The organism is Vibrio sp. SCSIO 43086 (assembly GCF_051132235.1).
GTDB classification, from domain to species: Bacteria; Pseudomonadota; Gammaproteobacteria; order Enterobacterales; family Vibrionaceae; genus Vibrio; species Vibrio diabolicus.
The window spans coordinates 350,288-377,168 of the sequence record NZ_CP072678.1; the positions used below are offsets into that span (position 1 = coordinate 350,288).

26 protein-coding genes are annotated in these 26,881 nt (G+C 45.0%); 7 read left to right on the forward strand and 19 right to left on the reverse strand.

What is annotated here, in order from left to right; all coding sequences use genetic code 11:
- Positions 1-209: 209 nt before the first annotated feature.
- The 4 genes from J8Z23_RS17830 to J8Z23_RS17845 form a co-directional block, all read right to left on the reverse strand.
- Positions 210-461: a DUF2999 family protein gene (locus J8Z23_RS17830; protein ID WP_048624989.1), complete on the reverse strand. Its 252-nt coding sequence runs from the start codon at positions 459-461 to the stop codon at positions 210-212.
- A 100-nt stretch (positions 462-561) separates the two neighbouring features.
- The gene (locus J8Z23_RS17835; protein WP_301659014.1) at positions 562-2,007 is read right to left on the reverse strand and encodes an N-acylglucosamine 2-epimerase; all 1,446 of its coding nucleotides are present in this window, start codon (positions 2,005-2,007) and stop codon (positions 562-564) included.
- A gap of 113 nt (positions 2,008-2,120) precedes the next feature.
- Complete coding sequence (locus tag J8Z23_RS17840) at positions 2,121-2,657, reverse strand: AAA family ATPase (protein WP_301659015.1); 537 nt, start codon at positions 2,655-2,657, stop codon at positions 2,121-2,123.
- A gap of 294 nt (positions 2,658-2,951) precedes the next feature.
- Positions 2,952-4,298 carry a magnesium transporter gene (locus J8Z23_RS17845; RefSeq protein WP_301659016.1) on the reverse strand — a complete coding sequence of 449 codons (1,347 nt, stop codon included), beginning with the start codon at positions 4,296-4,298 and terminating at the stop codon, positions 2,952-2,954.
- A 212-nt stretch (positions 4,299-4,510) separates the two neighbouring features.
- Here J8Z23_RS17845 and J8Z23_RS17850 point away from each other — a divergent pair, with 212 nt between their 5' ends.
- The gene (locus J8Z23_RS17850) at positions 4,511-5,386 is read left to right on the forward strand and encodes a universal stress protein (RefSeq protein WP_434635641.1); all 876 of its coding nucleotides are present in this window, start codon (positions 4,511-4,513) and stop codon (positions 5,384-5,386) included.
- A gap of 45 nt (positions 5,387-5,431) precedes the next feature.
- Here the strand turns inward: J8Z23_RS17850 and J8Z23_RS17855 are convergent, their stop codons facing one another.
- Complete coding sequence (locus J8Z23_RS17855; protein ID WP_020842048.1) at positions 5,432-5,821, reverse strand: MazG nucleotide pyrophosphohydrolase domain-containing protein; 390 nt, start codon at positions 5,819-5,821, stop codon at positions 5,432-5,434.
- 26 nt (positions 5,822-5,847) lie between these two features.
- Positions 5,848-6,276 (reverse strand): PaaI family thioesterase, encoded by a 429-nt coding sequence (locus J8Z23_RS17860; RefSeq protein ID WP_069514197.1) that lies wholly within the window; start codon positions 6,274-6,276, stop codon positions 5,848-5,850.
- 211 nt (positions 6,277-6,487) lie between these two features.
- On the opposite strand from J8Z23_RS17860, the gene gloA reads away from it, so the two are divergent.
- Positions 6,488-6,874: a lactoylglutathione lyase gene (gene gloA / locus J8Z23_RS17865; RefSeq protein ID WP_104973639.1), complete on the forward strand. Its 387-nt coding sequence runs from the start codon at positions 6,488-6,490 to the stop codon at positions 6,872-6,874.
- A gap of 11 nt (positions 6,875-6,885) precedes the next feature.
- Positions 6,886-7,986: an alkene reductase gene (locus J8Z23_RS17870; RefSeq protein ID WP_047008302.1), complete on the forward strand. Its 1,101-nt coding sequence runs from the start codon at positions 6,886-6,888 to the stop codon at positions 7,984-7,986.
- Between the two features lie 119 nt (positions 7,987-8,105).
- Here the strand turns inward: J8Z23_RS17870 and J8Z23_RS17875 are convergent, their stop codons facing one another.
- Positions 8,106-8,381: a nitrogenase-stabilizing/protective protein NifW gene (locus tag J8Z23_RS17875; RefSeq protein WP_005498697.1), complete on the reverse strand. Its 276-nt coding sequence runs from the start codon at positions 8,379-8,381 to the stop codon at positions 8,106-8,108.
- Positions 8,382-8,622: 241 nt separating this feature from the next.
- Between J8Z23_RS17875 and J8Z23_RS17880 the strand changes: the two genes are divergently transcribed.
- Positions 8,623-10,473, forward strand: a complete 1,851-nt coding sequence (locus J8Z23_RS17880; RefSeq protein ID WP_301659018.1) for an acyltransferase family protein — start codon at positions 8,623-8,625, stop codon at positions 10,471-10,473.
- Positions 10,474-10,553: 80 nt separating this feature from the next.
- Here J8Z23_RS17880 and J8Z23_RS17885 read toward each other — a convergent pair whose 3' ends face one another.
- The 4 genes from J8Z23_RS17885 to J8Z23_RS17900 form a co-directional block, all read right to left on the reverse strand.
- On the reverse strand, positions 10,554-11,024 hold the full coding sequence (locus tag J8Z23_RS17885; RefSeq protein ID WP_301659019.1) for an RES family NAD+ phosphorylase: 471 nt from the start codon (positions 11,022-11,024) through the stop codon (positions 10,554-10,556).
- Position 11,025: 1 nt separating this feature from the next.
- On the reverse strand, positions 11,026-11,478 hold the full coding sequence (parS, locus tag J8Z23_RS17890) for a type II RES/Xre toxin-antitoxin system antitoxin (RefSeq protein ID WP_006742299.1): 453 nt from the start codon (positions 11,476-11,478) through the stop codon (positions 11,026-11,028).
- 177 nt (positions 11,479-11,655) lie between these two features.
- Complete coding sequence (gene katG / locus J8Z23_RS17895; protein WP_074190610.1) at positions 11,656-13,827, reverse strand: catalase/peroxidase HPI; 2,172 nt, start codon at positions 13,825-13,827, stop codon at positions 11,656-11,658.
- Between the two features lie 185 nt (positions 13,828-14,012).
- Positions 14,013-15,554 carry a glutamate synthase-related protein gene (locus tag J8Z23_RS17900; protein WP_434635643.1) on the reverse strand — a complete coding sequence of 514 codons (1,542 nt, stop codon included), beginning with the start codon at positions 15,552-15,554 and terminating at the stop codon, positions 14,013-14,015.
- Positions 15,555-15,711: 157 nt separating this feature from the next.
- On the opposite strand from J8Z23_RS17900, the gene J8Z23_RS17905 reads away from it, so the two are divergent.
- Positions 15,712-16,191: an aminoacyl-tRNA deacylase gene (locus J8Z23_RS17905; RefSeq protein WP_434635645.1), complete on the forward strand. Its 480-nt coding sequence runs from the start codon at positions 15,712-15,714 to the stop codon at positions 16,189-16,191.
- 167 nt (positions 16,192-16,358) lie between these two features.
- Here J8Z23_RS17905 and J8Z23_RS17910 read toward each other — a convergent pair whose 3' ends face one another.
- From J8Z23_RS17910 to J8Z23_RS17920, 3 genes are all read right to left on the reverse strand, one after another.
- Positions 16,359-17,771 carry a coniferyl aldehyde dehydrogenase gene (locus J8Z23_RS17910; RefSeq protein ID WP_301610027.1) on the reverse strand — a complete coding sequence of 471 codons (1,413 nt, stop codon included), beginning with the start codon at positions 17,769-17,771 and terminating at the stop codon, positions 16,359-16,361.
- 125 nt (positions 17,772-17,896) lie between these two features.
- Positions 17,897-18,469, reverse strand: coding sequence for a GNAT family N-acetyltransferase (locus tag J8Z23_RS17915; RefSeq protein ID WP_168187759.1), 573 nt, complete (start codon positions 18,467-18,469; stop codon positions 17,897-17,899).
- Between the two features lie 114 nt (positions 18,470-18,583).
- Positions 18,584-19,042 (reverse strand): NUDIX hydrolase, encoded by a 459-nt coding sequence (locus J8Z23_RS17920; RefSeq protein ID WP_006742305.1) that lies wholly within the window; start codon positions 19,040-19,042, stop codon positions 18,584-18,586.
- Between the two features lie 184 nt (positions 19,043-19,226).
- On the opposite strand from J8Z23_RS17920, the gene J8Z23_RS17925 reads away from it, so the two are divergent.
- Positions 19,227-20,132: a DMT family transporter gene (locus tag J8Z23_RS17925; protein ID WP_434635648.1), complete on the forward strand. Its 906-nt coding sequence runs from the start codon at positions 19,227-19,229 to the stop codon at positions 20,130-20,132.
- 82 nt (positions 20,133-20,214) lie between these two features.
- On the opposite strand, the gene J8Z23_RS17930 is transcribed toward J8Z23_RS17925, so the two are convergent.
- Complete coding sequence (locus J8Z23_RS17930; RefSeq protein ID WP_005395239.1) at positions 20,215-20,529, reverse strand: DMT family transporter; 315 nt, start codon at positions 20,527-20,529, stop codon at positions 20,215-20,217.
- Between the two features lie 150 nt (positions 20,530-20,679).
- Positions 20,680-22,785, reverse strand: a complete 2,106-nt coding sequence (locus tag J8Z23_RS17935) for a M4 family metallopeptidase (protein WP_434635649.1) — start codon at positions 22,783-22,785, stop codon at positions 20,680-20,682.
- A gap of 352 nt (positions 22,786-23,137) precedes the next feature.
- Between J8Z23_RS17935 and J8Z23_RS17940 the strand changes: the two genes are divergently transcribed.
- Positions 23,138-24,502, forward strand: coding sequence for an endonuclease/exonuclease/phosphatase family protein (locus tag J8Z23_RS17940; protein WP_434635651.1), 1,365 nt, complete (start codon positions 23,138-23,140; stop codon positions 24,500-24,502).
- Positions 24,503-24,794: 292 nt separating this feature from the next.
- Here J8Z23_RS17940 and J8Z23_RS17945 read toward each other — a convergent pair whose 3' ends face one another.
- From J8Z23_RS17945 to rarD, 3 genes are all read right to left on the reverse strand, one after another.
- Positions 24,795-25,328, reverse strand: a complete 534-nt coding sequence (locus J8Z23_RS17945; RefSeq protein WP_047008291.1) for a hypothetical protein — start codon at positions 25,326-25,328, stop codon at positions 24,795-24,797.
- Positions 25,322-25,708 carry an MAPEG family protein gene (locus tag J8Z23_RS17950; protein ID WP_005395243.1) on the reverse strand — a complete coding sequence of 129 codons (387 nt, stop codon included), beginning with the start codon at positions 25,706-25,708 and terminating at the stop codon, positions 25,322-25,324. The genes J8Z23_RS17945 and J8Z23_RS17950 overlap by 7 nt, the downstream gene beginning before the upstream one ends.
- Positions 25,709-25,905: 197 nt before the next feature.
- The gene (gene rarD / locus J8Z23_RS17955; protein ID WP_005395245.1) at positions 25,906-26,811 is read right to left on the reverse strand and encodes an EamA family transporter RarD; all 906 of its coding nucleotides are present in this window, start codon (positions 26,809-26,811) and stop codon (positions 25,906-25,908) included.
- Positions 26,812-26,881: the final 70 nt, after the last annotated feature.

Sequence of the window (26,881 nt, forward strand, 5' to 3'; positions counted from 1 at the left end):
CAAGAATGCACACCTTTCAAAGCTCTAAGTTGTCCTAGTTGTGAGATATTCCCTAAACAATAAAAGTTAATTTATCGTTAAATGCTTATTAAAAACACTTGGTGAACATTACAAATAAACATTCGTTAACTATAATCTACATGTGTTGTACCATTACATTTAAGAACATTAAAAATAAAGGCTAACCAATTGGTTAGCCTTTATTGATATTACTGCTGTAGCTTAGCTTTGGCTTCTACTACTTTGGAGAAGTCTAGGCCTAACTCTTCCACAGCTTCTTTCATCAATACAGGGTTTTGCATTACCTGCGCCATTAACGCTTGAAGCTGATCTTGTGGCAGACCTAGTTGGCTGATAGTTGCCATTGCAGCCAGAGGGTTTTGAGTTAACGCCTGAAATAGCTCGTTGATTTGCTCGTCGCTAATATTGTTTTCTTTCAACATCGCAAGAATCGGGTTCATCAAATTACCTTTAAATACTATGTAAAACAGACCCACAGTTTACCATTGGGTTTTGTTAGTTTGCACGCAGACTTTAACCACCACACCACCATCGACCAAGTTATGGTCGAATATTGGTGAACGTTGCGGTAGTGACTCCATCACTTTGCGATGAAAGCGCTTTTATATCCGCGTTAAAGTAATATGGATTAAGTGGCATTTTACTATCGGCTGGTCGCGCGTAGTAAAGCTTGGCAGGCTGTTTTGCCATTTGTTGCGAGTACAAATATCCGACCAACGCATGTTCAAACTGGTGGTAACCATTTCCCCAATGGAACGCTTTGGTTGATTTAGGATTCAGACCAACACCTCCGTACTGATGATCCACCCACGCGTCCATAAAGGTGGGTAACGTGTATTGAAGCGTTTCTTTCATCGAACCATCGACAAGAGAAACCGTCATCGCCGCTTGATCGAGTTCTGCCCATTCCCAAGACGAGCTGTAATGCTTGTGCGGTCTTGATTGCCAAGCAGGAATGCTCTCTTGCGTCCATTTACCCTGCCATTCTGGTGAGAAAAGCGCTTTGACTTGCTCAAAGTTTTGCTGGTATTGCGCTTGCTTAAGCGTGTGTTTCATTCCTTTGAAACCAAACTCTGTCCAATTAGAATTCTCCAACAACTGACCAGTGAGATACGTCATCCAATACGCTTTGGTGGTGTGTCCAAAATCATTGTGTTTCGCATCTGGCATCATTACTGCTTTGTGATGTATCGCGCCATAAAAGCGCTGCTCTTTGTCGGAGTGGTAGTTATCCAGCATCACTTGCGTCAGCCACTCCAGATCTTGTTTCCACTTGGCTTGCGCTGGTTCTGGTAAAAGTGGCGCCGTTAACAACAGGTAGCCATTGATTTGGTCAAGTTGAGCGACTAACTCTTGCTGCTTCTCACTTTCTCCATCACCATCTTTCAAAACCCACGCCAGACCGCGATCATCGCTTCGTCGGTATTGTTTAAATATAAACGCTTGCTGGTCGATAAGTGCTTGTTCAACCTTTGGATCTTGCGTCAAGTAGTAGTACATCGCCAAGCCCACCAAGGCGTAAGCTTGGTCTTGAGAAGTTCGCTGTTGCCACTCCATCCCCGGTTTTCCACTACGCGTAAAGCTCACAAAGCCGCCGTTTTTATCATCTTGTAGATGATCAATCAGGTAATAAGCCCCTTTCTTTGCCAGCTCTAATGCTTGTTTGTCACCCGTAAGATGAAAAAACACGCCATAAGCGTAAGTTTGGCGCGATTTCATGCGTGTGTATTCGCGATCGAAGTGCGGGATAATCCACCCTTTGTTTAATTCTTCACACGGCTTTTGTGGGTCGAGAATGACACCATTATCACAACGAAATGTCGGAAAATTCCCCGCAGGTTGCCCATGCGAGCTTTCCATCATCCAATATGGGGCTAGGCCATTCTTCACATGGTTTAACCAATCATCCCCCGAAGGTAGCTCCACATCAGCAAAGCTGTTCATGCTCGTCGTTGCGAGCAATAAGGTAAGATATTTAAAAGACATAATGCTCAATTAAGTCATTGAATTTTATCCAGTATAAATAACTCCCTTTACGCATATTGTCGTCGTGGTCACAATCGCCTTACGCATTTGTTTACATTATTCATCTGTCTGCCTTATTCGATGACTGAGTCGAGAATAAACGCCACTCTGTCTTCGACTGACATTTTGGGCACTTCGATCAATTGATAACCGAACTTGTGGTATGCATCGACCATCTGTTGATACGTGGCGACCGCTTCAGAAAAACCTTGCTTTCGCTCTTCATCGTTGCTGAATATCGACGCCCACGGTGGAAAAATGAATACTTGAGAATGATAACGAAACGTCTGGCAATGCGTGATGATCTCATGCGAGATTGGCAGTTGTTCCAACTTACTGTAGCCATATACGTCCACAATACTGCGATCAAAAAACACATTCCCTTGGTGGGCATTGAAAGCTCGGTAATTGCTCACTTCTGCCTTCATCATTTCGTCTCGAAAGGCTTGTTTGTCATTCCAAGGTAATGCTGAACCGTAATTCGCAACCTGCCTTTGTATTACGTGACGACCTGTTTCTGGCGAGCAGATAAAGCCTTGTGTTTTTAGTTGTTCGATTACCGAGGTTTTTCCTGCACCGGGACCACCAGTGAATACGATGAGTTTATTCAAAATTGTTTCCTTATTTTTTGTTTGAGTGAAGTAATGCGTGTACAGCCAAGAAAATTGGCATCATCTGGCGTTTGAAATTGACATGGCATTTGGCACGCCAGCGTTAAGCGAGATCGGCAGTGGAAAGTTTTGGGATAGAAATGAGCAGTGAAAAATATTGATGAAATGAAAGCTTAAACGGCGTGTTCAGCGTTTATGAAAAACGGAGGAATTTTGAGCGAACCAAACTTGCCCAAAATATTGGGTTGGGAAATGGAGAGATTGGATCATCAGGTTAACGCGTCAATTGGCTTTCTATATCAAGAAGATGGCACCTAAGCCTAAGAACGCAAAGAAACCGACGACATCAGTAACGGTCGTCAATACTACCGAGCCAGCCACGGCGGGGTCAATGTTAAACTTCTTCAACGTGAATGGTATCAGCGTACCCGATGCCGCAGCCGCCAGACTATTGAGAAAAATTGCGCAGCAGATAATAAGCGCCAATGGCCAAGAGTCAAACACCATGTAGACGACACCCGCGATGACTAATCCCATGATCAAGCCATTAATGGTGGCGATTTTTAATTCCTTATTCACCAATAGCTTCAAGTTACTTTGGTGCAAATGGTTGAGTGCGATACCCCGAATGGCCACCGCTAAGGTTTGGCTACCTGCGATGCCGCCCATACTCGCCACCACAGGCATTAAGATCGCAAGCGCAACGACTTGTTCGACCACATTATCAAAAATACCAATGATGGCAGAGGCAACAAAAGCGGTCAGCAAGTTAATCACCAACCAAAGTGCTCTTAGCCTTGTCGCCACAGTTAATGGTGTGAACAAATCTTCTTCACTTCGTACGTTTTCTGCCACTACAGCTTGTAGGCTGAGTTCACGCAAGGTGATCGCGATGGTCGCCATCGACAAAACGCCCATAATTTTGCCACCAGCCATGATAGGAAACCAATGCGCTCCACCATCAATCGAGACCTGTTTACTGACGCTTTGAATCGTTTGGATATCTTCCAGAATTGGCGTGACCACGGCCAAGTCTGTGAGTTTGGTATGGTTCTCATGCAGCAACAGGGTTTGAGGTTCTATCGTCCCAATAACGCCTCCGACATCGCGCACAATGATCAATCGCACCGGGCTTTGTCCACGTTTTAACAACTCGTTTTTGATGCCTCCTACGCTGTTTTTAGGATTTGCGACCAAAAAATACGGCTCGGCATATCGTCCTACTTTGTTGTCTTCATACGACAATGCTTGTTGAATGTGCGCGACAGACTCTTCACTTTGGTCGATAAGGTACTCATCCACAAATTCGGTCGGTAGAAAGTCTGCAAAGATGATCAGTTCCGAATCCGTGATGTACGCTAAGCGTTCATGTTGCAGCTCTTTGTTGAGTGATTGATGAATGTGCTTGGCGGTGTCGTATCGCAGCAAATTTAATACCGTCCAGTACTTCTCTGGCGGCACCGCTTCTATCACGCGTTTACGATAAGCAATGTTGACCGACTCCAAAATGTTCGCGATTTGCGCTTCCTGATAGTCTTTCAAAAAACTGAGGTCTTCGGCCGACTCTATCGCTTTAATGATCTCGGCAAGCAAATGAGGCGCTTTGCGATTAATTTGTAATTGGCTGGAATCTATCATCATTGTCACCGATTTCCTTGGACATCACGTTAGTGTCAACACGATGCCTATTACCTAAAGGCATGAGATCCTGATGTTAAAATTCTAGGCAATGGCGCGCACAATTGCGGAATTTATATTTTGCTCGCAGAAACAGAACGTCTTTGCATAAGGGGATGGTATAAACTTTTAGTGTGCATTAGGCGCATTTGCCTCGTTTGATAATGGAGTAATCAATGGCACCAGTATTTTTTCTGACTCAGCAAGCCGCCTTACCAAGTCGTAAATTGCTTCGTAAAGTGATTCAGTTTGCGACAGCGCTGGCTCAACCCATCGTGATATTGGTGGAAGATCACCGCCGGAGTGAAGATCACGCGTTCGCGCATTTCCTTAGTTTCAACTCTGACCATATAGAAAAGAGACAAGCTGAGTTTGAAGCTTGGACATCAAAATTCAAAGACTTCGTTATCGAACTTTGTGAAGAAGAGGAAGTTGAAACGCCAACCCTCTCTTATGAGCATTTCAAAGGGAGTCATTGGATCGCTCAAGTTGCGAAACGTCTTGTCGACCACACAGATTTACTTCTCGTGGGGCATTTTAACAAGCACGACATTCAAACCTTACTCACCGAGCTAGCAAAAAACGATTGTGATTTATTACTATTAAGTGAGCGTTCATGGCCTTCTCACGCCAACATGCTTTGCGCGATAGATCCGCTTCATCGCGGAGATGCAAAATCAGTCGTAGATAAGGCCATCGTATCGCGAGGCTCAAAGCTAGAAAAAACCTTGAGCGGAAAAATGACATTAGTTTACTGCCGCTACGTTGCGCCTTATCTGTCTCGCTATCGTGCAGAGATTTTGAGCAACCAAAAAGCAGGCATTACGGACTTTATTACTGCGCAAAAGTTAACACGAGTACCACTGCTGCTGCCAGAAGGAAACCCTGAAACGGCGTTACCAAAAGCAGTTAAGCAATCACAAGCGGCAATTCTGATTATGGGCGCGTGTAAACGAAGCATGTCATCCCAATTTTGGTCTGGTAGCACTGTAGACACGTTACTTGATCAACCTCCTTGTGACCTACTGTTGGTCAATAGCACGAAGGATTGATCAGGCTTCCCCATCCCGCCGCATCTTAAATAATATCACGCGCAGTTATTGGCTCTTCATGGTCTCTAACTGCGCGGCTTCATGTTCCGCGTTCAAGGCTTGTTTCTGCTGCTGTTTAACCTCATCCCAACTGCGTCCCGATTCAATCGCAGATACACGCTGCTCGTATTTGGCGCAGGCTCTTTCGAGTACTTTCTCAGGATCTATGCCCTTTTCTCTTTCCAACGCTTTTAATACGTTAAGATAGTTCCACAACACATCACCTAACTCGTCTTCCAAATGACAAAGGCGGTCCTCACGAATCTCTTCTCGGACTTCATCGACTTCTTTGCCAATGGCCTCCAGATAAGTCTCTACGCCTTTAAACCAAGTGTTGGTTTGGTCATATTGAGATTTTCTCGTCGCAATTGCGTACAGCTCATCAAATTTCTTCATTATCTCTCCGTAGAACGAGTTTTTATTTACGCCTCTTTAGGACGAATAAACTTCCCTTTTGCCGTCACTCTAACTTCATTATTGACCAGCAATTGAGCCACCAATTGATATATACCGCGGCGTTCACCTTCACAGTGTGCAGCAATCGTGACGTGCTCATCTAGCTCAATAGGTGCATGGTAGCGCACTTCCAACTGCGCGGTAAGGGCTTGAATGTCTCTAAACAACAAACAGTGCGTCATTGCACCATCGAGCAGCGAACTCGCAATGCCACCATGCAACAGGTCGGTGTAACCTTGATGACGCGGTAAAACGTGAAACTCTCCGACAACAGAACCATCGGCTAGGCACTGGTAGTTCACAGCCAAAGAGTTAGGATTTGCATCGATTGAAGAACAAACCGCACATTGATAATGAGATTCGTGAGTGGAATGAAAGTGGCTGTTTGCGGACATGATAAGTACTCGGCTTGTAAAAATGAATAATTAGCATATGCCAATTATTCAAAAGAAACGGCGAGTAATCTTTGTTTGCACGTTGTAGGGCCAACAACCTCATTATCCATAAAGTTAAATAATCATTTTCATAATTAACGATAATTTCCAGTTTATTTAGAGTGGCGATAAGGTTTGCATCGTGATTACGCAACGTTATGAAAGGCGACTTATGAAGTTTCTCCACACGATGATCCGTGTTGTTGACCTAGACAAATCTATCGAATTTTATACAAAAGTTCTGGGTATGAGCGTTTTGGATCGTTTTGAAAACCAAGAATACCGTTACTCACTGGTGTTTGTTGGTAGCCCTGATCAACCAGATGGCGCGAACATCGAGCTAACTTATAACTGGGATACCGGCAGTTACGACTTAGGTAACGCATTCGGGCACATAGCGCTTGGGTGTGAAGACATTTACGCAGCTTGCGAAAAAATCAAAGCGCTTGGTGGTAACGTCACTCGCGAACCCGGACCAATGAAAGGAGGAAAAACGCACATCGCCTTCATTAAAGATCCCGACGGCTACCCAATCGAACTGATTCAAACTAAACAATAACGAGTTTTCCTATGACAGATGCATTATTTCAACCGATTCAACTTGGCTCTCTCTCATTAAAAAACCGCATCGTTATGCCTCCGATGACGCGCTCTCGAGCCTCTCAACCGGGTAATGTCGCTAACGACATGATGGCGACCTACTACGCTCAACGCGCCGAAGCGGGATTAATCGTTGCAGAAGGCACACAAATTTCACCAATGGGTCAAGGCTATGCGTGGACACCGGGCATTTATAGCCCAGAGCAAATTGCTGGCTGGAAAAAAGTAACTGATGCAGTGCACGAGAAAGGCGGCGTTATCTTCGCGCAATTATGGCACGTTGGTCGTGTGACTCATCCTGACAACATCGGCGGCAAGCAACCTATTTCTTCTTCTGCGCTCAAAGCAGAAAACGTGAAAGTATTTATCGACAATGGCACAGAGGAACCTGGCTTTGTCGACGTGGCTGAGCCACGTGAAATGACCAAACAAGACATCAAGAATGTTATTGAAGAATACCGACAAGCCGCATTAAACGCGATAGAAGCTGGGTTTGATGGTGTCGAACTTCACGCAGCAAATGGCTACTTGGTTAACCAGTTTATCGATTCTGAAGCGAACAACCGCACCGATGAATACGGCGGCTCAATTGAAAACCGTCTGCGTTTTCTTGGTGAAGTGGTCGAAGCAATGACGCAAGCCATTGGCGCAGAGCGTGTTGGTGTTCGCCTTGCACCATTCACTTCGTTAAACGGCACCGTTGATAGCACACCAGTCGACACCTACACCGCTGCTGCTGCGCTGCTTGATAAACTCAATGTGGTTTACATTCACATTGCAGAAGTGGATTGGGACGACGCGCCAGATACTCCGCATGACTTTAAAACCGCAGTTCGTGAGGCGTATAAAGGCACACTGATCTATGCCGGTCGTTACAACGCAGAAAAGGCGCAACACGCGATTGAAAGTGGCTTAGCCGACATGATCGGTTTTGGTCGTCCGTTTGTTGCAAACCCAGACTTACCAAGCCGCATCAAGCATGGCTACCCACTGGCAGAACATGACTCTGCCACATTGTTCGGCGGCGGTGAAAAAGGCTTAGTGGACTACCCTGCGTATCATGCGGGTTAATTCATCTGCGTAAAGCTGATTCGCAACTCGCGACAAACCAATAGCTAACCCAAAAGAACCTTGCTCTTCCCCCTGTGACGCCAAGATGCAGGGTTCTTTTTTAGGCAAGCCACCAAGAATTAACGTCTTTGACAAGATGTACAACCTCGGCACGCAGAACGTGTCGTTTTACTTAGTAAACTGCGTTGTACTTTACAGTAGGCATTTTTCAGTGCGCGGCGGCCTGAAAACCAATCATCCGGTTTAGTGAGGATTAAGTAGCCATTAAATCTCTTAACCAACTCGGTTCGGTTGTTTTCGATAAATCGGCTATCAAACTCGATTTCGAAGTAATCCAGTGCTTCTTCGATACAAGTAAAGCTGGCAATTTTTTCCTGAATCGTATTCTCTGTCATTGTTTCTTTAGCGTTATCATTTTCAATGAAGTCTAAGAGCCTGGCGCTTTACGTTCTTTGATTTGGCGCTTCTTAACATCACTCTTTCTGGGATTTCCATATTGAAATTCAATTTAGGAATTCGTTATTTCCCCCAGCCTTTTCATTTTGATAATCACTTTAAGGCTCTGATTTAAAGCAACATTATTTCTGGTTCATATTTTGCTCTACTTCGTTAAACGGAATGTTGGAGGGACACGATATGACTTACAGAGCGGAAGTAGACGGATTAAGGGCGATTGCTGTCACGTTGGTGATTTTGTTTCATGCAGGAGTTGAGCAGTTCGCTGGTGGCTTTATTGGCGTCGACGTATTTTTTGTTATCAGCGGCTATTTGATCACCACCATCGTGATTAACGATTTGGAAAACCAGAAGTTCAGCCTCGGTGATTTTTATGAGCGACGCATTCGCCGCATACTTCCCCTGCTACTGTTGGTGATTGCCGTAAGCTATTTGATGTCTTGGTGGCTATTTTTGCCACAAGCACACAAAGATGTTGGTCAGTTCGCAGTGTCTTCTATTCTTTCTTCATCCAACATTCTTCTGTATTTAAAAGGCCACAATTACTTCGGTTTAGAAGAGCAAGCCAATCCGCTGTTTCACACTTGGAGCTTGGGCGTTGAAGAACAATACTACATTGTCATTCCTTTGCTACTCATGCTTCTCGCTCGTGGCAAAAACGCGTTTTTCCTGACTTTTTTTGTCGCGGTATTTGCGCTGAGTTTGATGACTATTGTCTATGCGAGCAACGATCCTGATTTCGCCTTCTACATGATCTTCTCTCGTGCTTGGGAGCTGGCAACCGGTTCATTACTCGCATTAGTAATGAGAAAAGCTCAAGTTCAATCCAACGATACGCTGGCAACCATTGGCATCGTTTTGATATTGGCTTCCGCGCTTTTGTTTGAAAAATCGCAAGATGGCGCGGGCATTACGCTGCTGGTGCCGGTCATCGGTAGCGCGTTGGTGATTTTGTTTGCCTCTAAAGACAATGTCTGCGGTAGATTACTGAGCCTAAAATGGGTCGTGTTCGTCGGCTTAATCAGCTACAGCTTGTACTTGTGGCATATTCCGCTATTTGTGTTTTACCGCTACATGCTGGACGCAACTCAAGACGTCAATATCTCGCTTTACATTGCCGCTCTTTTTGTACTGTCTTACTTCACTTGGCGCTTTGTTGAAAAGCCGTTCCGCAGCCGAAAAGCCATGAGCATGCGCACTGTGTCTGCGGTTATTGCGGTTTTGACGTTACCCTTGTTGACGTTCGGCGTTATTGGTCATCAAAACGGTGGTTTTCCAGAAAGAAGCGCATTTTTCGAGGCCATGCGCGTTAATAACGGTTACGGTTTAAATTGCAACGGCAACACTGACGTTAACGATGTGTGCTCGTCTGCGCCGCAGCCCACCATCGCTGTGTTAGGCAATAGTCACAGCATGGTTTACGTGAAGCGTCTGTCCGAAGTAACACCAACTGGCGTGGTGCAACTGACTCAAGATTCCTGTGCGGTCGGTTATATCGATATCATCAAAGAGGCTGGCTCAGTTTCTTGCCGACAGTTCTTCAAACAGGCAGTCGATACCATTTTGCGCACCCCTTCTATTCGTCGCGTCGTTATCTCTTCCAACTTCAATAAAGAGCTTTCACAAGCCGATTATGAGGCATCATTAACTGGATTGCTGAATGAACTGGAAGGGAAAGAAGTGGTCGTTTTCGGCCCAACCCCTTCCGCACCTTTTGCGGTAGGAGAATGCCTTTGGAAAGCGCGTTTGTTTGGCGAGACAGAAGAGTCCGCATGCGATTTCTCTCCCAAGCGACATCATCCAAAAAACGTGGCGAAGTTAGTGAACTACTTTGAGCAATTTGAGCACGTTGAGTTTGTCGACTTGACCGATGCCATTTGCAGAAATGGCGTATGTCGAATGAAAGTTGGTGCGAACAACGCCATGTATACCGATGACAGCCATTTATCTTACAAAGGTGCTGAGTTAGTGCTTGGGCATTACCACAACAGTACAAATGAAGCGCAACAGTTCACTTACGACCGGCAATAACCAAGAGAATAAACTTTTATGCTTCAGCGCTTATCTCAGGTAAGCGCTGAATATTTTAAAGCGAGAGAAAGCCAGCGTGTTTATTTGAAAATGCGTGGGTCAAACGCGAAATCGAGCTTTTCGGCTTTCTTGATGATCTCTTTCATTTTGGGATGATTTGGGTTCACCACGTAGTTTTTATCACGAGGTGAAATCGTTGAAGGCACTTGCAGTGCGGCAAACTCGGGATGAGGATCATTTAGAAACTGGTCACCAATGTACTGTGTAGACTCGCTCGCCGGTATTGCTCGCCACGTCACTGGGAGATCTTCTTCATCTAAGGTGGCGATGAGGTATTCTGGCATTTCAATACGATATAAATCGTACAGTTTGGTGATAGCTGGATCGTTATTTACGTGAACAAACACTTCCAACGAGCAAAGGGATTCCGATTCAGAGAAGTAGAGGGCTTCGGCTCCTTTTGAGTTCCATCGCCCTCCAAATAACTTTGCGCCAACGGGGCTAAATGGCGTGTCAGCGAATTTCTTTTGTGTGAGACGATAGAGCTTCATATTACGAGAACACCCCGTGCTCTAAACGGCCGATCAAATCTTTTACGATTTCAAAATCAACCGTAGTCGACACCATATCAAGTGGACGTTTTCCACCTAAGCCGTACACATTTTCTCTCATCCATTTTAACGCGCGTTCTTCGTCGTCAAACAACTCTGTTGCGAGTTTCAATAACATCGCTAATCGATAGATTGCATCACTCTCTTGAGTATTAAAACGCTCATCATTTTTAAGACGACGCTTAATTGTACTAACAGGAATCAGTGTCACATGTTGGAATTCACTTTGAGAAAGCTTTACTCGATCAACAATGTTCCGGTATACCTTGGGCTCAAAGCCTTTGTGAACCGCATCAATACGACCCGTTTCAGCATCTTCAATACCTAACATAAGCCAGAAATTGGCTTTATGAGATTGTTTCGGCTTAAAGCTTTTTAATGCTGCAGTTGCCATATCAAGCTCCTATGGTTCATATGGTCTAGTTATTATGGCTCAAATGAGCTTAACTTTCAATCAAAGTAACAATCAAAGTAAAAAGACAGGTAAAGAAAAAGGCGAGCTTTGCGCCCGCCTCTCTTACTTATTCATCAACTTTGTTTACGCATCTACCGATTTGCATCGTTTCACTTACTACAAGTCAAAACGGTCGGCGTTCATGACTTTCGTCCATGCAGCGATGAAGTCGTGGATGAATTTTTCCTGATTATCATCTTGCGCATACACTTCCGCGTACGAACGTAGAATCGAGTTTGAGCCAAAGACAAGATCCACACGGGTTGCCGTCCACTTCACAGCGTCGGTTTTACGATCACGGATTTCATATTGATTAGCACTCACTGGTTTCCACGTATATGCCATGTCAGTAAGGTTCACGAAGAAATCATTCGACAAAGTGCCTACTCGGTCAGTAAATACGCCCTCTTTTCCACCGCCGTAGTTACTGCCTAAAACGCGCATACCACCGATAAGTACCGTCATTTCTGGTGCTGTCAAACCCATAAGCTGCGCTCGGTCGAGCAACAACTCTTCCGGCTTAACCGCGTAGTCTTTCTTCAACCAATTTCGGAAACCGTCAGCAACAGGCTCAAGAACTTCGAATGATTCAACATCCGTCATCTCTTGGGTGGCATCACCTCGGCCTGGCGCGAATGGTACGGAAACATCATGACCTGCGGCACGCGCAGCCAGTTCAATACCTACGTTACCAGCAAGCACGATAGCGTCCGCAACACTACAGCCCTCTTCTGCTGCTATTTTTTCTAGCACAGCAAGAACACGACTTAGACGCTCTGGCTCGTTTCCTTGCCAATCTTTTTGCGGAGCCAAACGAATTCTCGCACCATTTGCGCCACCTCGGCGGTCAGAGCCACGGTAAGTACGCGCACTATCCCACGCCGTACTTACTAGCTCACTAATGGATAGGCCACTTGCTTCGATTTTTGTTTTCACTAAATCAACATCGTAGTCTGTCTTACCTGCAGGCGTTGGGTCTTGCCAAATAAGATCTTCGCTTGGCACATCAGGTCCGAAATAACATGATTTTGGTCCTAGATCGCGGTGTGTCAACTTAAACCAGGCACGAGCAAAAACGTCATCAAAGTACGCTGGGTCATTTTGGAACTTTTCTGCAATCTTGCGATATTCAGGGTCCATTTTGAGCGCCATATCGGCGTCAGTCATGATTGGATTGTAGCGCTTAGAGCCGTCTTCAACATCGACAGGCTTGTCTTCTTCTTCAATGTCGATTGGCTCCCACTGCCATGCACCTGCTGGGCTCTTCTTCAGTTCCCAATCGTACTTAAATAATAGGTGGAAGTATCCGTAGTCCCATTGTGTAGGGTGTGTCGTCCAAGCACCTTCAATGCCGCTCGTTACCGTGTCACGGCCAATGCCACGTGTTTTGTGGTTAATCCAGCCAAGACCTTGTTCATGAACGTCTGCGGCTTCGGGCTCTGGACCAAGGTTTGCGGCATCACCATTACCATGACACTTACCGACCGTGTGACCACCCGCTGTGAGCGCGACAGTTTCTTCATCGTTCATTGCCATTCGCGCAAAGGTCACACGCATGTCATGTGCTGTCTTGAGGGGATCTGGGTTACCGTCCACCCCTTCAGGGTTCACATAGATAAGACCCATCATTACCGCAGCAAGCGGGTTCTCTAAATCTCGCTCACCAGAATAGCGGCTGTTATCAGCGTCACTTGTGGCTAACCATTCTTGCTCGGACCCCCAGTAAGTGTCTTTTTCTGGGTGCCAAATGTCTTCTCGCCCAAAGCCAAAACCAAAGGTCTTAAAGCCCATGGATTCATACGCCATGTTACCGGCAAGGACAATCAGGTCGGCCCAACTTAATTTGTTGCCATATTTTTTCTTGATTGGCCACAAAAGGCGGCGAGCCTTGTCGAGGTTTGCGTTATCTGGCCAAGAGTTGAGAGGAGCAAAACGCTGGTTGCCTGTCGCAGCGCCGCCACGTCCATCCGCGATACGATAACTACCCGCTGCGTGCCATGCCATTCGGATCATTAAACCGCCGTAATGTCCCCAGTCGGCAGGCCACCAGTCTTGGCTATCAGTCATTAAGTCTTTTAAGTCTTTTTTAAGTGCTTCGACATCTAGCTTTTTCAGTTCTTCTTTGTAATTAAAGTCCTGGCCAAATGGGTTGGTTTTGGAGTCGTGTTGATGCAGGATGTCTAAGTTTAAGGCATTCGGCCACCAATCCATCACCGACTTATCTGTAGATGTTTGCCCACCATGCATAACTGGACATTTACCTACCGAACCGCCGTTTGTGTTGCTCATATAATGCTCCTTCGTATCGTGGTTGTGGTAACCACTCTTTGTTATTCAATAAATCGAATATCCACCTCAAACAGCGTAGTTCATACACTGAATTTTTAGTTAACGCCAAGTCAAAATTTCCATATCTCGGCTAATAAATAAATGTTATCAAACATGTACCTATATGCAGAAAATATGGATAGAGATCAGTTTAAGTCCATACCTGAATACTTAATCCCAGACAGCCTCGCCATGTTGTGATCCCAGGTAGCTAAATCATGATGACTAAATTCATTCAGAGCGTGATGACCACATGCCCTTGCCATAACTTGCATGAGCTCGACCGAGGATTCGAAGAAATTTTTCAGTTGCTGAGATGATTTTTCGATATCGAGACGCTGCCTCAAATCGGCATTTTGCGTTGCGATCCCCGCAGGGCAATTATTGGTGTTACAAATCCGGGCCGCGACGCAACCGATCGATTGCATCGCACTGTTTGCTATCGCCACTCCGTCTGCCCCAAGTGCCAACGCTTTGACAAAATCCATAGGAACTCGCAACCCACCAGTGATGATTAATGTGACACGGTCACTTGCGCCTTTTTCATCTAAGTACTTACGCGCACGAGCTAACGCAGGAATGGTTGGCACGCTAATATGATCACGGAACATAGTTGGCGCCGCGCCCGTGCCACCACCGCGACCATCTAAGATTATGTAATCGGCACCCGCATCGAGCGCAAATTGTATGTCTTGCTCAATATGGTTTGCACTGAGTTTAAAGCCAATTGGAATGCCGCCAGTGATGCCACGGACTCTGTCAGCAAACTTTCTGAAATCGTGAGTAGTATGAAGATCTTTAAATGTTGGCGGTGAGATCGCTGGTTGTCCTTCGGGGATACCTCTCACCTGAGAGATCTTACCCACATTTTTATTTGCTGGAAGATGACCACCCGTGCCTGTTTTGGCGCCCTGCCCACCTTTAAAATGAAAAGCCTGAACATTAAGAAGCTTGGATTCATCGTAGCCAAACTGAGCACTGGCAAGCTCATAGAAATACCGCGAATTTGCAGCTTGTTCTTCAGGTAACATCCCCCCTTCACCGGAGCAAATACCAGTCCCTGCCAACTCAGCACCTTTTGCTAGCGCAATTTTCGCCTCTTCCGAAAGTGCGCCAAAACTCATGTCCGATACCAATAAAGGGATAGCAAGTTTGAGCGGCTTACGCGCGTTTGGCCCTACAATCAACTCAGTTGATACGGGAACGTCTTCCAACAACGGTTGTGTCGCCATTTGCGCCACCATGATTTGTATAGCATCCCAATGTGGTAGCAAATGCCTAGGAACCCCCATTGCAGCCATCGGACCATGATGACCGATTTTAGAGAGCCCTTCTCTCGCTAATTGGTGGATAAACTCGAGGGTTGGTTCTTCTTGAGTAGCGGACGCAGTCGGTTTGTCACTTTTCTCTCGCTTTTGCTCAGGGCCTTCTTTGCCGACTTGCTCAGAAGAAAAACGCTTATGTGTTCCATCACAAAATGGGGCATTAGAGGTATGCTTGCACTGGCAGAGATATGCTTCTTCATCTTTTTCCGCAGTAAAGCTCATTGGCTTTAAGCCTGTTCCCGAATGCGACCCATCGCAATAAGGTTGATTTTTAGAACGTCCACATCGGCAAAAGTAATATTCTTGCCCTTCGGTTAGATTCACTTTAATCGGCTTATTATCGGCGATGATTGGCTTGCTCATGTTGCCCCCTGTTTATTATTGTTAACCATGCTTTCTCGCTGGCTTGCAATAAGCGTAGAACAGGAGCGGAAAGAGCGTCAGCGAAACCAGAGTAAAATACGCGATTGTCGCTTGCTTCACCTATACTCTTTATGGGTCTCATACACGTGGAGGCTATATGACGATTGCAACCCGATTAGATGAATATTTGACTGAGCATAACATTCACTTTCAAACCGTGAATCACAGCCACAGTCATAGCTCGCTACAAAGTGGTGTTGCCGCAGGTGTGCCTTTAATGAATATCGCAAAAGGCGTCATTCTTGAGGATCATGAAGGGCATCATATTATGGCGGTCTTACCTGCCAACAACAAAATCAGTTTGTCGAGATTAAACGATGAATTTAACGCTACTTTCCACTTGGTGAAAGAGCGTATGGTTTACCGACTCTTCACTGATTGTGAGCACGGCGCGATTCCACCGATTGGTAGTCCTTACCACATGTCGACCGTTTGTGATGAAAGATTAGCAAACTTGGAACATGTCTATCTTGAAGCCGGCGATCATGAAACTCTGATTAAGCTAGATAGAAAGGCATTTAAGGAGCTAATGAACGACTGCAAATACTTAAGATTCAGCAGTGAAGTTCTGCATTAAACTTCCAAAAATCTGTCGACATTTCGTGAAAAGGCTCTTTCAAAAAGAGCCTTTCTTTTTCTATTGGCGGTGCATGTCGGAAGCTTCTCGGCTTTTAGTAATCCGCAATTTAGAACGCATAGAAACCAAAAAACCGCCCGTTTGGGCGTTTTTTTTCAATCCAACCACTATCGAACAAAAATCTTTTGAATCGCTTTTATCGCCATAGCTCTGCGACGCATTAATGCCCCCGTCCTTGGCAGCCATTTCGGCGTGTGGAGTACGGTTTTCGCGTGGCTAAAGGTTCTGAATCCTTCCACTCCGTGATAATGACCAATGCCTGATTCACCAACGCCACCGAAAGGCGCATCTTCAGCGCCAACGTGTAGTACCGTGTCGTTAATGCCGACACCGCCACTGTGTGTGTTGCGTACAATATGTCTGACGGTCGATTTGTTGTCCGACATAACATACAGCGCAAGTGGTCGCTGGTGCTGATTAATGTAGTCAATCGCTTCATCTACCGCTTTGTAGGGCTTGATGGGTAGAAATGGCCCAAATATTTCCTCTTGCATGATGCGCATATCTGTCGACACGTCTGTGATCAAATGAGGATACAAAAGCCTTTCCTGTTGAGGTGACGCTTCAACGGTACGGATGCTTGCGCCCTGAGCTTTGGCATCCTCAAGCAGCGCAGTCAAACGATCATACTGTCGTTGATTGATAATATGGGTCAGCTTTTGATTCTTGTTGGATTTCAAATAGAGTTTTTCAAAACGTTTTAAGAACAGCGTGATGAACTCTTCGACGCGTTCTTGTGGTACAAACGCGTAATCAGGCGCCACACAAATCTGGCCAGCATTGATGCATTTACCAAACAAAATCGCATCAACGGTTTTCTTCATGTCTGCATCTTCTGCAATGATCACCGGAGATTTCCCGCCCAGCTCTAACGTCACTGGAGTCAGGTTATCTGCCGCTGCTTTTGCCACAGCGCGACCAACATTTGTCGAGCCAGTAAACAAAAGATGATCGAATGGCAGTTGACTGAAGGATTGTGCAACGTCCGCTTCTCCTTCAAAGACTTCGACATATTCAGACAACTCGCGACAAATATTGACGATGACTTTATTGGTTTTGGGCGTAAATTCGCTGAGCTTCATCATCACACGGTTACCTGCGGCCAAAGCAGTAACTAAAGGCGCAAGGCTCAAAATGACAGGAAAATTCCACGGCGAAATGATCCCGACCACGCCGAGTGGCTGATACTGAACAGTCACTTTCGACGGAGCAAGCAACAGACCGGATTCACGCTTACTTGGTTTGCACCACTTTTTTAGCTGCTTGATGGTGTAATTGATGTGCGAGACCGTCGGCAAAACGTCGGTCATGGCGGTATCAAATTCGGAACGATAACCAAAATCGTCACTCAGCGCTTCCACCAATGCTTGTTTATTCGCTATCAGAGCTTGTTTTAGCAAGACAAGGCGCTGCTTACGCTCATCCAAACTAGGATAAGGTTCGGCGGCATACGCCGCTTTTAAGCGATCAAGGCTTTGTTGTAACAGGTTGTCCACTTCAACCTCTGCGATTGCGTTCATGATGCTTCTCCTAACCTAGTTTCAACCAATGACGCTCCAAATTAACACGAGCGCAACAATGTTACTATTGTAGCGCTCGCGAAATTAGAGTTCGAACTCTGATTAAAATATCAGTGGGTTTGGAGCTAAGTCAGACGCAACTCATAAATGCCGAGCCGTTGAGAGCGGTCAAGCGTCTCGAACTCGTGATCAATGTATTCTTTTAATGTAGCACCAGCACGCTCAGCAATATTTATGCTGGCAATGTTGTCTTCCATACAGTGGAATTGGATGAATTGCGCGTGCCCTTTCTGCTTCAAAAAAGGAATCAACACCGCGAGTACTTGGTCGATCACTCGGTGTCCTCGCCCATTGTTGGCAAGCCAATAGCCAATCTCAGTGACGCGTGTGTGCGAATCCACACCTTTAATGCCAATAACACCCGTAAACTGCTCATCAAAATAAATCGCGCACCAGTGGGCATCTAACGCTTTGCTGTTCACGCGCTGAGAGATGTAGTTCACCGCTTCTCTGCGGTTGGTCACAAAGTCCGTCCAAGGCAAATAGCCAGAGAGGCTGTGTCGATACGTGTTCACCACTTCCAGTAAAACAGTCGCGTGTTTGGTGGTGAGAGGCTCAATTGAGACCCTGTCTGAAACAGAAAAACTGGCCTGCATGCTATTTCCTTGATACGCCTTTTGGCACATGACCTCATCCATCCACATTATCCCTTTTTCAGTAAACACTACTCACAAATCCTACCGCCTCATTGCGTTGAGAACAAACTTCCATATTCATTATGTCAAACGTGCTTAAAAGGATGGCGTTCTCGTCTAGTCTGTTTGTTCAATCAACGTAAATGGCGTCAACGATTCCACATCCACGTAATGCCTCCACACATGTTCGTAAAGGTGGTGCTGATTTGCAAACGGGGCTAGTCGCTTTGCTTCTTCAAGCGTACACCAACAATACTCTGTGTGTTCTTCGTTAAGTACAACCGATTGGTTAGGTGGACAAAATAATACGAAGCATGGAATAACCATGATGCGGTTATTTTTTGCTTCGTAGAACTGTTCTAGAAAGTCTGCAGTATGTAACTCAACATCGTCAATTTGCGTCTCTTCTTTCAGTTCTCTGAGAATAGTTTGCCATCCGGTTTCACCGGCCTCTACACCACCAGCAACATGGCACCAATAACCACCTTTAACACGTTTGAGCAACAGCATTTTATCAACGCCATCAATTTTAGAAATGACAACGCCAGAAGTATGCGTCGCTTGTACTGGGATCATGTATACTCCTTAAATATCTAGATATTTCCTAGATGTGCTCCATGCGCGAATGAAAGATAAGGTTGCTTGAGAACCCATAGTCTACTGCTTATTCTCACTCTCGACAGATGTGTTTAAATATCACGGATCATTTTGTGAGCTGAGTATGCTAAAGTGCGATCTGTCGCAACAAATGAGCAGTAAAATGTCTAATTCATTCAACACTCTGGTTCCCATTGGTGTGCGCTTTATGGTGCTCTCCGCATTCGGTTTCGCGCTAATGTCTGCCACAGTAAAGCGTGTCAGTCTTCATGGTATCCCTGTATTTGAGATTGTTGCAGCGAGGGCACTCGTCTCACTTGTTATCAGCTATTTAGATGTTAAGCGAAAACGAATTTCTGTATGGGGCAATAATAAGCCATTACTGTTTGCGCGTGGCGCAGTGGGCACCATGGCATTGATGTGCGTATATTATTCGGTGACTACCTTACCTTTGGCAGAAGCGACCATCTTCCAATACATTCACCCAGTATTTACTGCGCTCCTAGCCGTCTTTTTCTTGAAGGAACGCATTCAACCATCGACGTTCCTTTGCATTGCCTTGTGCTTACTCGGCATCTATATAATGGTAAGTCCAGAAACAGGACAAGAAGCAGAGCGCACTTTACCTATGTTTAGCGTAATGATTGCAATCTTGGGCGCATTTGGTAGCTCAATTGCTTATGTCATTGTTAGAAAACTAAGCCAAACTGAAGATAGTTCAGTGATCATTTTCTATTTCCCTCTGGTTGCTCTACCCGCTTCACTCTTACTGATTGGCGATGATTTTGTTATGCCCGACCTGTATCTGACTTTCATGTTGGTTTTGGTTGGTGTATTCACCCAAGTTGGGCAATTGGGATTAACCAAAGCAATGCAAACTCAGCAAGCGGGCAAAGCGTCTGCTTACTCGTATATTCAGATCGTATTTTCTGTGTTGTTAGGCATCATTTTCTTCGGCGAAATCCCGCTCATTTGGACGTACATCGGTGGTGCACTAATTGTAGCGGGCGCACTCATTAACGTATTTGGTCACCATTTGCGATTGCCATTCGTTAAGCGCAGCGCTTAACCCTTCAGCCCCAAAGCGAGACAACACTAAAACGTAAAAAGCCAGAGTCGACTCTGGCTTTCTTTTTATGTTTAAACTGACGTTAAGCGGATAATTTTAATCCAGCGATACCGGCAACAATAAGCAGTAAACTCAGCAATTTTATCAGCGTCGCGGGCTCGTTAAATATGTAGATACTGACGATTGCCGTTCCAATCGCTCCTATACCTACCCAAACGCCGTAAGCGATACCGAGTGGTAGCGTCCTTAATGCAATTCCAAGTAACCAAAAGCTCAACACCATAAACGTAACGGTAAAGCCAGATGCCGCCAATTTGGTAAAACCTTGTGAGTATTTTAGTCCGACAGCCCATGCCACTTCGCATAAGCCAGCAATGAAGAGAATTCCCCAAGCCATGTCATATTTCCCAACGAGATGGGGTCGTCCCCGAGAAAAGATAGAGCGGTGAGGTCGTCCTCACTTCTTTGTGACTCGCTATTATATACAGAAAATTGAACGTAAAAAAATAAGGCCCTGATATTTCAGGGCCTCTTTACATAAAAATCGCTAGGGCTTAGCGATGATGAATACGGTACCATCCGTCAACGTAAAGCTAACCTCACTGGTTTTCTTTCCGATACCGGATAAACTGCACTCGTTATCGTTATCACACGGCGTATTTGAAATAACATTCCACACGCCATTCATCAAGCCAGAACCAGTAATAATCGCCGTCCATGTTTTACCATTGTTGATTGATTGTGTAGTAACTTCATCAGATGGTGGTGGCGCCTCTTCTCCTACATAACTTGCTTCCACATTCAAGTTACTGTAGCTGCTGTAAGCGTACACACCAATGTGCCACGTTCCTTCATTCGGAGAAGTAATACTACATGCTTCATTACTGTTGCCACTGTATGAACGACAATCGTAGCTGGTTAAACTTGGTTCACTTCCCAGCTTAACATAAAGATCCGCATCGCCGTTTACTCCCGATGTGGTAACAATAAAGTCTGAACTGTTGGTAGGCACATCAATCGTAAAACAATGCCACTCACCAGTAGATGAAGAGTCTATGTTGCTGGAAACACCATTGTTTAGGGCGATAGCCTCACACGTGCTAGATGGTGGCTCGACGACTCCGCCATCAACTGAAACACCGACCTGAGAAAAAGCGTCGGCTACATCATTCGCCGCCACGTTTAAGCTTTGGGCGGCCGCCAATACACCCGCAGCTGCAGAGTCAAACGTTTCGCTTGGCGTCCAGTAGTTCTGGTTAGCGTACGCAAAAACCTCGAACGCCTGTCGCGTTCCCCAATTGTACTCAACCGCCAATAGATAAAACGCTTTGTTAAATACACCACTTGAATAATGCACATCCATGCCACTCACATACTGAGACGCGTGATCAATTGAACGACCATCAAGGGGCGGATTATCCATATAGCGCAACGCCGCATTGGCAGCCTTTCTAATATCGTACCCAACTTTCCAATCGTTAGAACCACGTGAATAGAATTCAGCCGCCTCACCTGCCATATCTGAGAAAGCCTCATTGATTCCGCCTGATTGCTCTGAATAAATCAGATCAGAGTTTTGTTCTGTAAATCCATGGCTAACCTCGTGCGCTGAGACATCTAAACTCACTAAAGGATAGAAATAACTCGCACCGTCGCCAAAAGTCATGCTCGAGCCATTCCAAAAGGCGTTTTCATAGCGTTTGCGGTAATGCACTCGCATTTGAAGCTGAAACGTTAAGGGAGCAGTATTCAGCCAATCTTTGTACATGTCGTATACCACTTTGCCAAAGTAATGCGCATCGTTTAATGGGCTGTACGCTCCATTAATTTCTTTAACACTATTGGTTGGACAAACGAACGTATGTGTATTGCCAGACGTCCTACCATTCAAGTTGATGGTTTTGACCACGCCAGGAATGTCCATCAAACACATATCACCGGATTGCTGGACTAATAGAGACTCAAAGTCCACACCATAATGATAACGACCAATTTTTTGGTTTCCTCCCGGACCATTCGCTTCTACGTGCGCTAACCCTTCATATTGCAGCAAAATGTTTCCTGTTTTAGCATCAACAAGAAAGGTGGGACGCGTAGGCTTACCACCATGCTCATTATCAGCAAAAAACTGGACAATATAAGCTAAGTGCGCCACGTCACTTTTATCTACATAAATACGCAAACCTTGGCGCTGATTCTCTATTTGGTATCCGTTTTCACGGTACGGCTTTTGCGTTGAAGACATTACTTGAGAAAGCGACAATTTAGGCACCATATCATTGATATCTCGGGCAATATCCTTTACGAGAGTGCCGTTGATATGCTTGATTTGGCCCTGTTTATCACGATGTACGACAATTTGCTTGCCCCAAATCGGGACGCCTTTAAACATCTGCTGATAACGACTATGCGTACCGCCGTTTTTACCTTGGTTGGTTTTCAGCTTTTGTACACGATTTCCATTTTGTAAACCTAACACACGATCTATATTTTGTGTGGCTGCAAGGTTGCGTTTTTCTAAAGCAACAACAAGACCATGGTTTTGCTCTAGCCGTTCGGACTGAGCGGCGGATAAAGATGTTGAAAAAAGAAGTGGTGAAGCAAGCATTGCCGTGACAAATAGCCTGCTCTGATAGTTTGATACTGAACCCATCGGTTAGCCCCCTATTTTGCATCAATAGCAAAGCCAAACTGACCAGTTCTTATTTGTTTGTTTCTCACCCAAAAGTGAAGTCAAACTTATCGTAATCATCCCGCTCATTGATTTTAGCACACACAATCATACAGCTTATGTTTTAGTGCCATTTCATCTAAAAAAAGCGACACCGTTTTTTAACAATTTGAATATAACCTTTTGGTGTTGAAAGTGTTGCGTTTATTGCACAAATCACACAAAAACCAATTGAACATGTAAATATGAAAACATTTGTGTGATTGATATCGCTTAAAACAATTACTGATGACTTTAATATTCAGCCGAATCAATTATAAGGTATGACGTACCCATGAAAACAATCAAAACCTCTATTGCTCTCCTTGTTGGCGCCGCTCTATTATCTGGATGTAATGACGACACTGAATACGTCAATGTTCAGCCTAAAGAAGTAAAAATAGCGACTTACAACCTCTCTTTTGACCGTGCAACTTTTGAAGCTTTAGTGAGTGAAATGCAAATTGAACCAGCGCAGCAAACTGTATTGGTTACTGCCTATTTAGACGGTTCTATCGCCGCTGAAGACAAAACCACTGCGGAAAAAGTCATTCAAATTCGGAACGTTGCTGCGATTATTCAGAAGAATCGCCCTGACGTTCTTATGATGGCGGAATACAACAACGACGGAACAGGCGAAAACAAAGCTGCCCTTGAAGGCTTCCAGAAGAACTACCTGTCTGTCGCGCAAAGCATCAATGGTGCAGGCGGTGAAGCGAACCTTGAACCTATCGAATATCCTTACGCGGAGTCTTACTCTACCAACACAGGTTTGCTAAGCGAGTTTGACCTCGACAACAATGGAACAGCAGGTCAAATGCCGGGCGATGCATGGGGCTTTGGCATGTACCACGGTCAATACGCCTTTGCCCTAATGTCTAAATACAAGATTGATACGGCAAATACGCGCACGTTCCAAGCGTTTAAATGGAAAGATATGGAAGGTACGAAGATTCCAACCATTACTATCTGTGACGGCTCACAAAAAATTCCAGATGGCATGAAGTGTGGTGATGAGTGGTACTCTGCAGAAGAATGGGATCAAGTACGCCTATCTTCTAAAAACCACGTAGATGCACCAATTATCATTCCGACTCGCAATGGCGAGGAAGTTGTGCATCTACTGATGTCGCACCCTACTCCACCAGTATTCGACCCAGGTAAAAACAAAGCGCAAAACGCAGCCGAAGTAGAGTTCTGGCATCACTATATTCAAGGTAAAGACTATTTCTACGACGATGCTGGTAAGAAAGGCGGCTTAGCGAGCGGGGCTAAATTCGTAATGATGGGCGATCAAAACCTTGATCCAGTAGCCGGTGACGGTATTAGCTCTGTAATGCAAGAACTGCATAATGATCCATTGGTTAACCAAACCGTGATGAATGGCGAGCTTTATCCAACAAGCTTTGGGGCAGCCGAACACGCTGTTGACCGCAGCTCCACTCACCCATATCCAAATCGCATCACTTCGACGTTTGGCTTGGGTGTAGATTATGCCTTGCCTTCTGCAAACCTAAATGTGGTGGACTCTGGCGTATACTGGTCAGCTTCTTATGAAGAAGGTCGTAAGCTATTTAACGATGCGCGTATTGGTAAGTATGGTGATGGCAAAGATGTGTCTTCCGACCATCGCATGATCTGGATTAAAGCACAGTTCTAAACTGTGTCATTTAAATAAAAAAAAGCCAACCACAAGGATTCGTGATTGGCTGTATATATTTGTGAACAAAGTGGTTCACTAACAACGTCAGTTGGCTAGGTGACCCTCGGCTTAGAAAGGGTCACTCATACTAAAGCATGAGGCGTGCCAACTTTGTAGCGCACAAAAACAGGTTGTTATTTAATCACCTTCATTAAAACTTCACCAATAGCCACTGTTTGCTCACGCAATGAATTGCAATTTGCAAATTATTATTGGCATTTCGCAATAAACCCTACCATTAACTTTTGTTCTATGGCTTCCTAGCCAAATCACGTGCGAGGATTAATGCGAGTCCGAATACTTGCAAGAAGAGCCCGATATTCTTGTACCAAGCGATCTTTTCATCTTGCTTTGCCATTACCTCATTGAGCTCTACATTCTCAATGTAATAGTCATCAATGCGATCTCTATACGAAGCTTGTGCTTGGTTTATCTTTGACATTAGCTGAGGGAGTTTATCTATTTGTATTTCATCCGATTCGTGATGAGTCCAAGAGGATAAGTGCCCTTCCAATATCTGTTCTATCTCCGAAGGTATCGCTGCGCTCTGACCTATGTGCAAGTGAAGCAGCAACGCCTCTCTTTTTCTTTCTAGAGTTTCAACGCTATTCCACGCGAGTTGGATGGAATACAAGTTTTCCGCCTTTTGCTCTGCGAGTTGCGAATACTGTTTGCCAAGCCTATCAAGGACCAAGCTAGTAAGAACGATCGCGCCAATATTCAGTACTAACCCAATCAGAACGAGTACCCATGGCGGCGGGATATAGCTACGAAGACTTACCATAACTTATCGTACGGAAGATAAATCATATTCAACACAACCAGCGAAAGTATCACTAGGAATGTCACCTGCATGCCCCTAACACGCCTTTTTAAGTCCTCTTTCAATATACCTCGAGCATGGATAATTCGACCGATCACGAAAATAATGCCTGTGAGATGTATCCAGGTTGGGTAAGCACTATTGGATTCTAATAGTGCCATTAGAATCAGAGTAATGGGGATATATTCTGTCGCGTTACTCTGTGCACTACGAGCGATTTGGAGAGCCTCTACTCCTCCGTCAGCATAAGCAACCTGATTTAAGCGACGCTGCTTAATCACTTGAACGGCCAACCAAATAATCAGTATTGCAAGAATGCTAGCGTATAGAGCTGTGATCATATGTCGTCCTTTTTGATCCGGTTTTCATTATATAGCGTGTCACTTGGCTATAAATATAGCGGTATCCTAATGATAATGCGTCAATTAACCTCAAATTATGCTTATAAGAAAACGAGTAAGAGAATACTTTATGGAACTAAAAACGCCCTCGAATAGAGGGCGTGAGAGTGAAATCGTGAATATTCAAGAATGGTGCACTATAAAGGATGATTGGCCAGCTTTTTACGCTTATGCCCTTTGACAATACTTTCAAAGATTGTAAATAACAGCCCCACCCAAATAAAGGCAAAGGTCACTGCTTTAACTTCATCAAACAGTTCACCGAAAAACATGACAGCCAAAACAAACTGCAAGCTTGGTTCAATGTATTGCATTAAACCAACTGTCGATAAGTTTGTTATACGTATCGCGATAGAATAAAAAATCAGTGGTAAAAGCGTGATCGGTGCGCTGCCAAAGTACAAAAGCAATGTTGTGATATCTACGCCTGAAGCCAACTCACCCACTGTCCATTGTTTGTAGAACAAATACGCCACGGCAACTGGAGTCAATAGCAGCGCCTCAACAAATAAGGTGGTGCTCCAGTCGTATGTTATCTTCTTCTTGTACAACCCATACAAAGCAAAGAACAACCCCATCGTTAGTGCGATAACAGGTAACTGGCCATAATGAATCACTTGATACATCACGCCAATTGTTGCTAGCACAATTGCGATGAGTTTGCCTTTTGAAAGCTTATCTCCAAGAATAAACACGCCTAGCGCCACTGACACTAACGGTCCAATAAAAAAGCCTAAGCTTGCATCAATGACTCGATGGTGAGTCAAAGCCCAAGTGAACGCACTCCATGAAATACACATCAAACTGCTCGCGACAAACGTGTACCACAAAGATTTTTTGTCACACCAGATTTCTTTCCAATTCGGTCCTCGACGGGTTATACCAAGCACAATTAAAAAACCGACCGGAACTGAGCCGATGATTCGCCATGCCAGCAACTCATCCATTGAAGCATTCGGTAAATAACGATAATAAATGGGTAGCAGCCCCCAAATTACAAAGGAGAATGCTGCCATAAAAGTGCCATAACGAGTGTTATTCATAAAACTATCGCTCATCTAAACGAATAAGTCAGCGCAAACAAATCGCGCTATGCATAATAAAAGGAACGCG

Bases quoted from the DNA above. Each gene is read 5' to 3' on its own strand.
- J8Z23_RS17830 (WP_048624989.1), bottom strand. From the start codon at position 461: ATGAACCCGATTCTTGCGATGTTGAAAGAAAACAATATTAGCGACGAG.
- J8Z23_RS17950 (WP_005395243.1), bottom strand. From the start codon at position 25,708: ATGATCACAGCTCTATACGCTAGCATTCTTGCAATACTGATTATTTGG.
- katG (WP_074190610.1), bottom strand. From the start codon at position 13,827: ATGAGCAACACAAACGGCGGTTCGGTAGGTAAATGTCCAGTTATGCAT.
- J8Z23_RS17860 (WP_069514197.1), bottom strand. From the start codon at position 6,276: ATGTCCGCAAACAGCCACTTTCATTCCACTCACGAATCTCATTATCAA.
- gloA (WP_104973639.1), top strand. From the start codon at position 6,488: ATGAAGTTTCTCCACACGATGATCCGTGTTGTTGACCTAGACAAATCT.
- J8Z23_RS17915 (WP_168187759.1), bottom strand. From the start codon at position 18,469: ATGGATGAGGTCATGTGCCAAAAGGCGTATCAAGGAAATAGCATGCAG.
- J8Z23_RS17905 (WP_434635645.1), top strand. From the start codon at position 15,712: ATGACGATTGCAACCCGATTAGATGAATATTTGACTGAGCATAACATT.
- J8Z23_RS17935 (WP_434635649.1), bottom strand. From the start codon at position 22,785: ATGGGTTCAGTATCAAACTATCAGAGCAGGCTATTTGTCACGGCAATG.
- J8Z23_RS17855 (WP_020842048.1), bottom strand. From the start codon at position 5,821: ATGAAGAAATTTGATGAGCTGTACGCAATTGCGACGAGAAAATCTCAA.
- J8Z23_RS17920 (WP_006742305.1), bottom strand. From the start codon at position 19,042: ATGATCCCAGTACAAGCGACGCATACTTCTGGCGTTGTCATTTCTAAA.
- J8Z23_RS17875 (WP_005498697.1), bottom strand. From the start codon at position 8,381: ATGACAGAGAATACGATTCAGGAAAAAATTGCCAGCTTTACTTGTATC.
- J8Z23_RS17850 (WP_434635641.1), top strand. From the start codon at position 4,511: ATGGCACCAGTATTTTTTCTGACTCAGCAAGCCGCCTTACCAAGTCGT.
- J8Z23_RS17930 (WP_005395239.1), bottom strand. From the start codon at position 20,529: ATGGCTTGGGGAATTCTCTTCATTGCTGGCTTATGCGAAGTGGCATGG.
- J8Z23_RS17900 (WP_434635643.1), bottom strand. From the start codon at position 15,554: ATGAGCAAGCCAATCATCGCCGATAATAAGCCGATTAAAGTGAATCTA.
- J8Z23_RS17885 (WP_301659019.1), bottom strand. From the start codon at position 11,024: ATGAAGCTCTATCGTCTCACACAAAAGAAATTCGCTGACACGCCATTT.
- rarD (WP_005395245.1), bottom strand. From the start codon at position 26,811: ATGAATAACACTCGTTATGGCACTTTTATGGCAGCATTCTCCTTTGTA.
- J8Z23_RS17835 (WP_301659014.1), bottom strand. From the start codon at position 2,007: ATGTCTTTTAAATATCTTACCTTATTGCTCGCAACGACGAGCATGAAC.
- parS (WP_006742299.1), bottom strand. From the start codon at position 11,478: ATGGCAACTGCAGCATTAAAAAGCTTTAAGCCGAAACAATCTCATAAA.
- J8Z23_RS17880 (WP_301659018.1), top strand. From the start codon at position 8,623: ATGACTTACAGAGCGGAAGTAGACGGATTAAGGGCGATTGCTGTCACG.
- J8Z23_RS17945 (WP_047008291.1), bottom strand. From the start codon at position 25,328: ATGGTAAGTCTTCGTAGCTATATCCCGCCGCCATGGGTACTCGTTCTG.
- J8Z23_RS17845 (WP_301659016.1), bottom strand. From the start codon at position 4,298: ATGATGATAGATTCCAGCCAATTACAAATTAATCGCAAAGCGCCTCAT.
- J8Z23_RS17870 (WP_047008302.1), top strand. From the start codon at position 6,886: ATGACAGATGCATTATTTCAACCGATTCAACTTGGCTCTCTCTCATTA.
- J8Z23_RS17925 (WP_434635648.1), top strand. From the start codon at position 19,227: ATGTCTAATTCATTCAACACTCTGGTTCCCATTGGTGTGCGCTTTATG.
- J8Z23_RS17910 (WP_301610027.1), bottom strand. From the start codon at position 17,771: ATGAACGCAATCGCAGAGGTTGAAGTGGACAACCTGTTACAACAAAGC.
- J8Z23_RS17940 (WP_434635651.1), top strand. From the start codon at position 23,138: ATGAAAACAATCAAAACCTCTATTGCTCTCCTTGTTGGCGCCGCTCTA.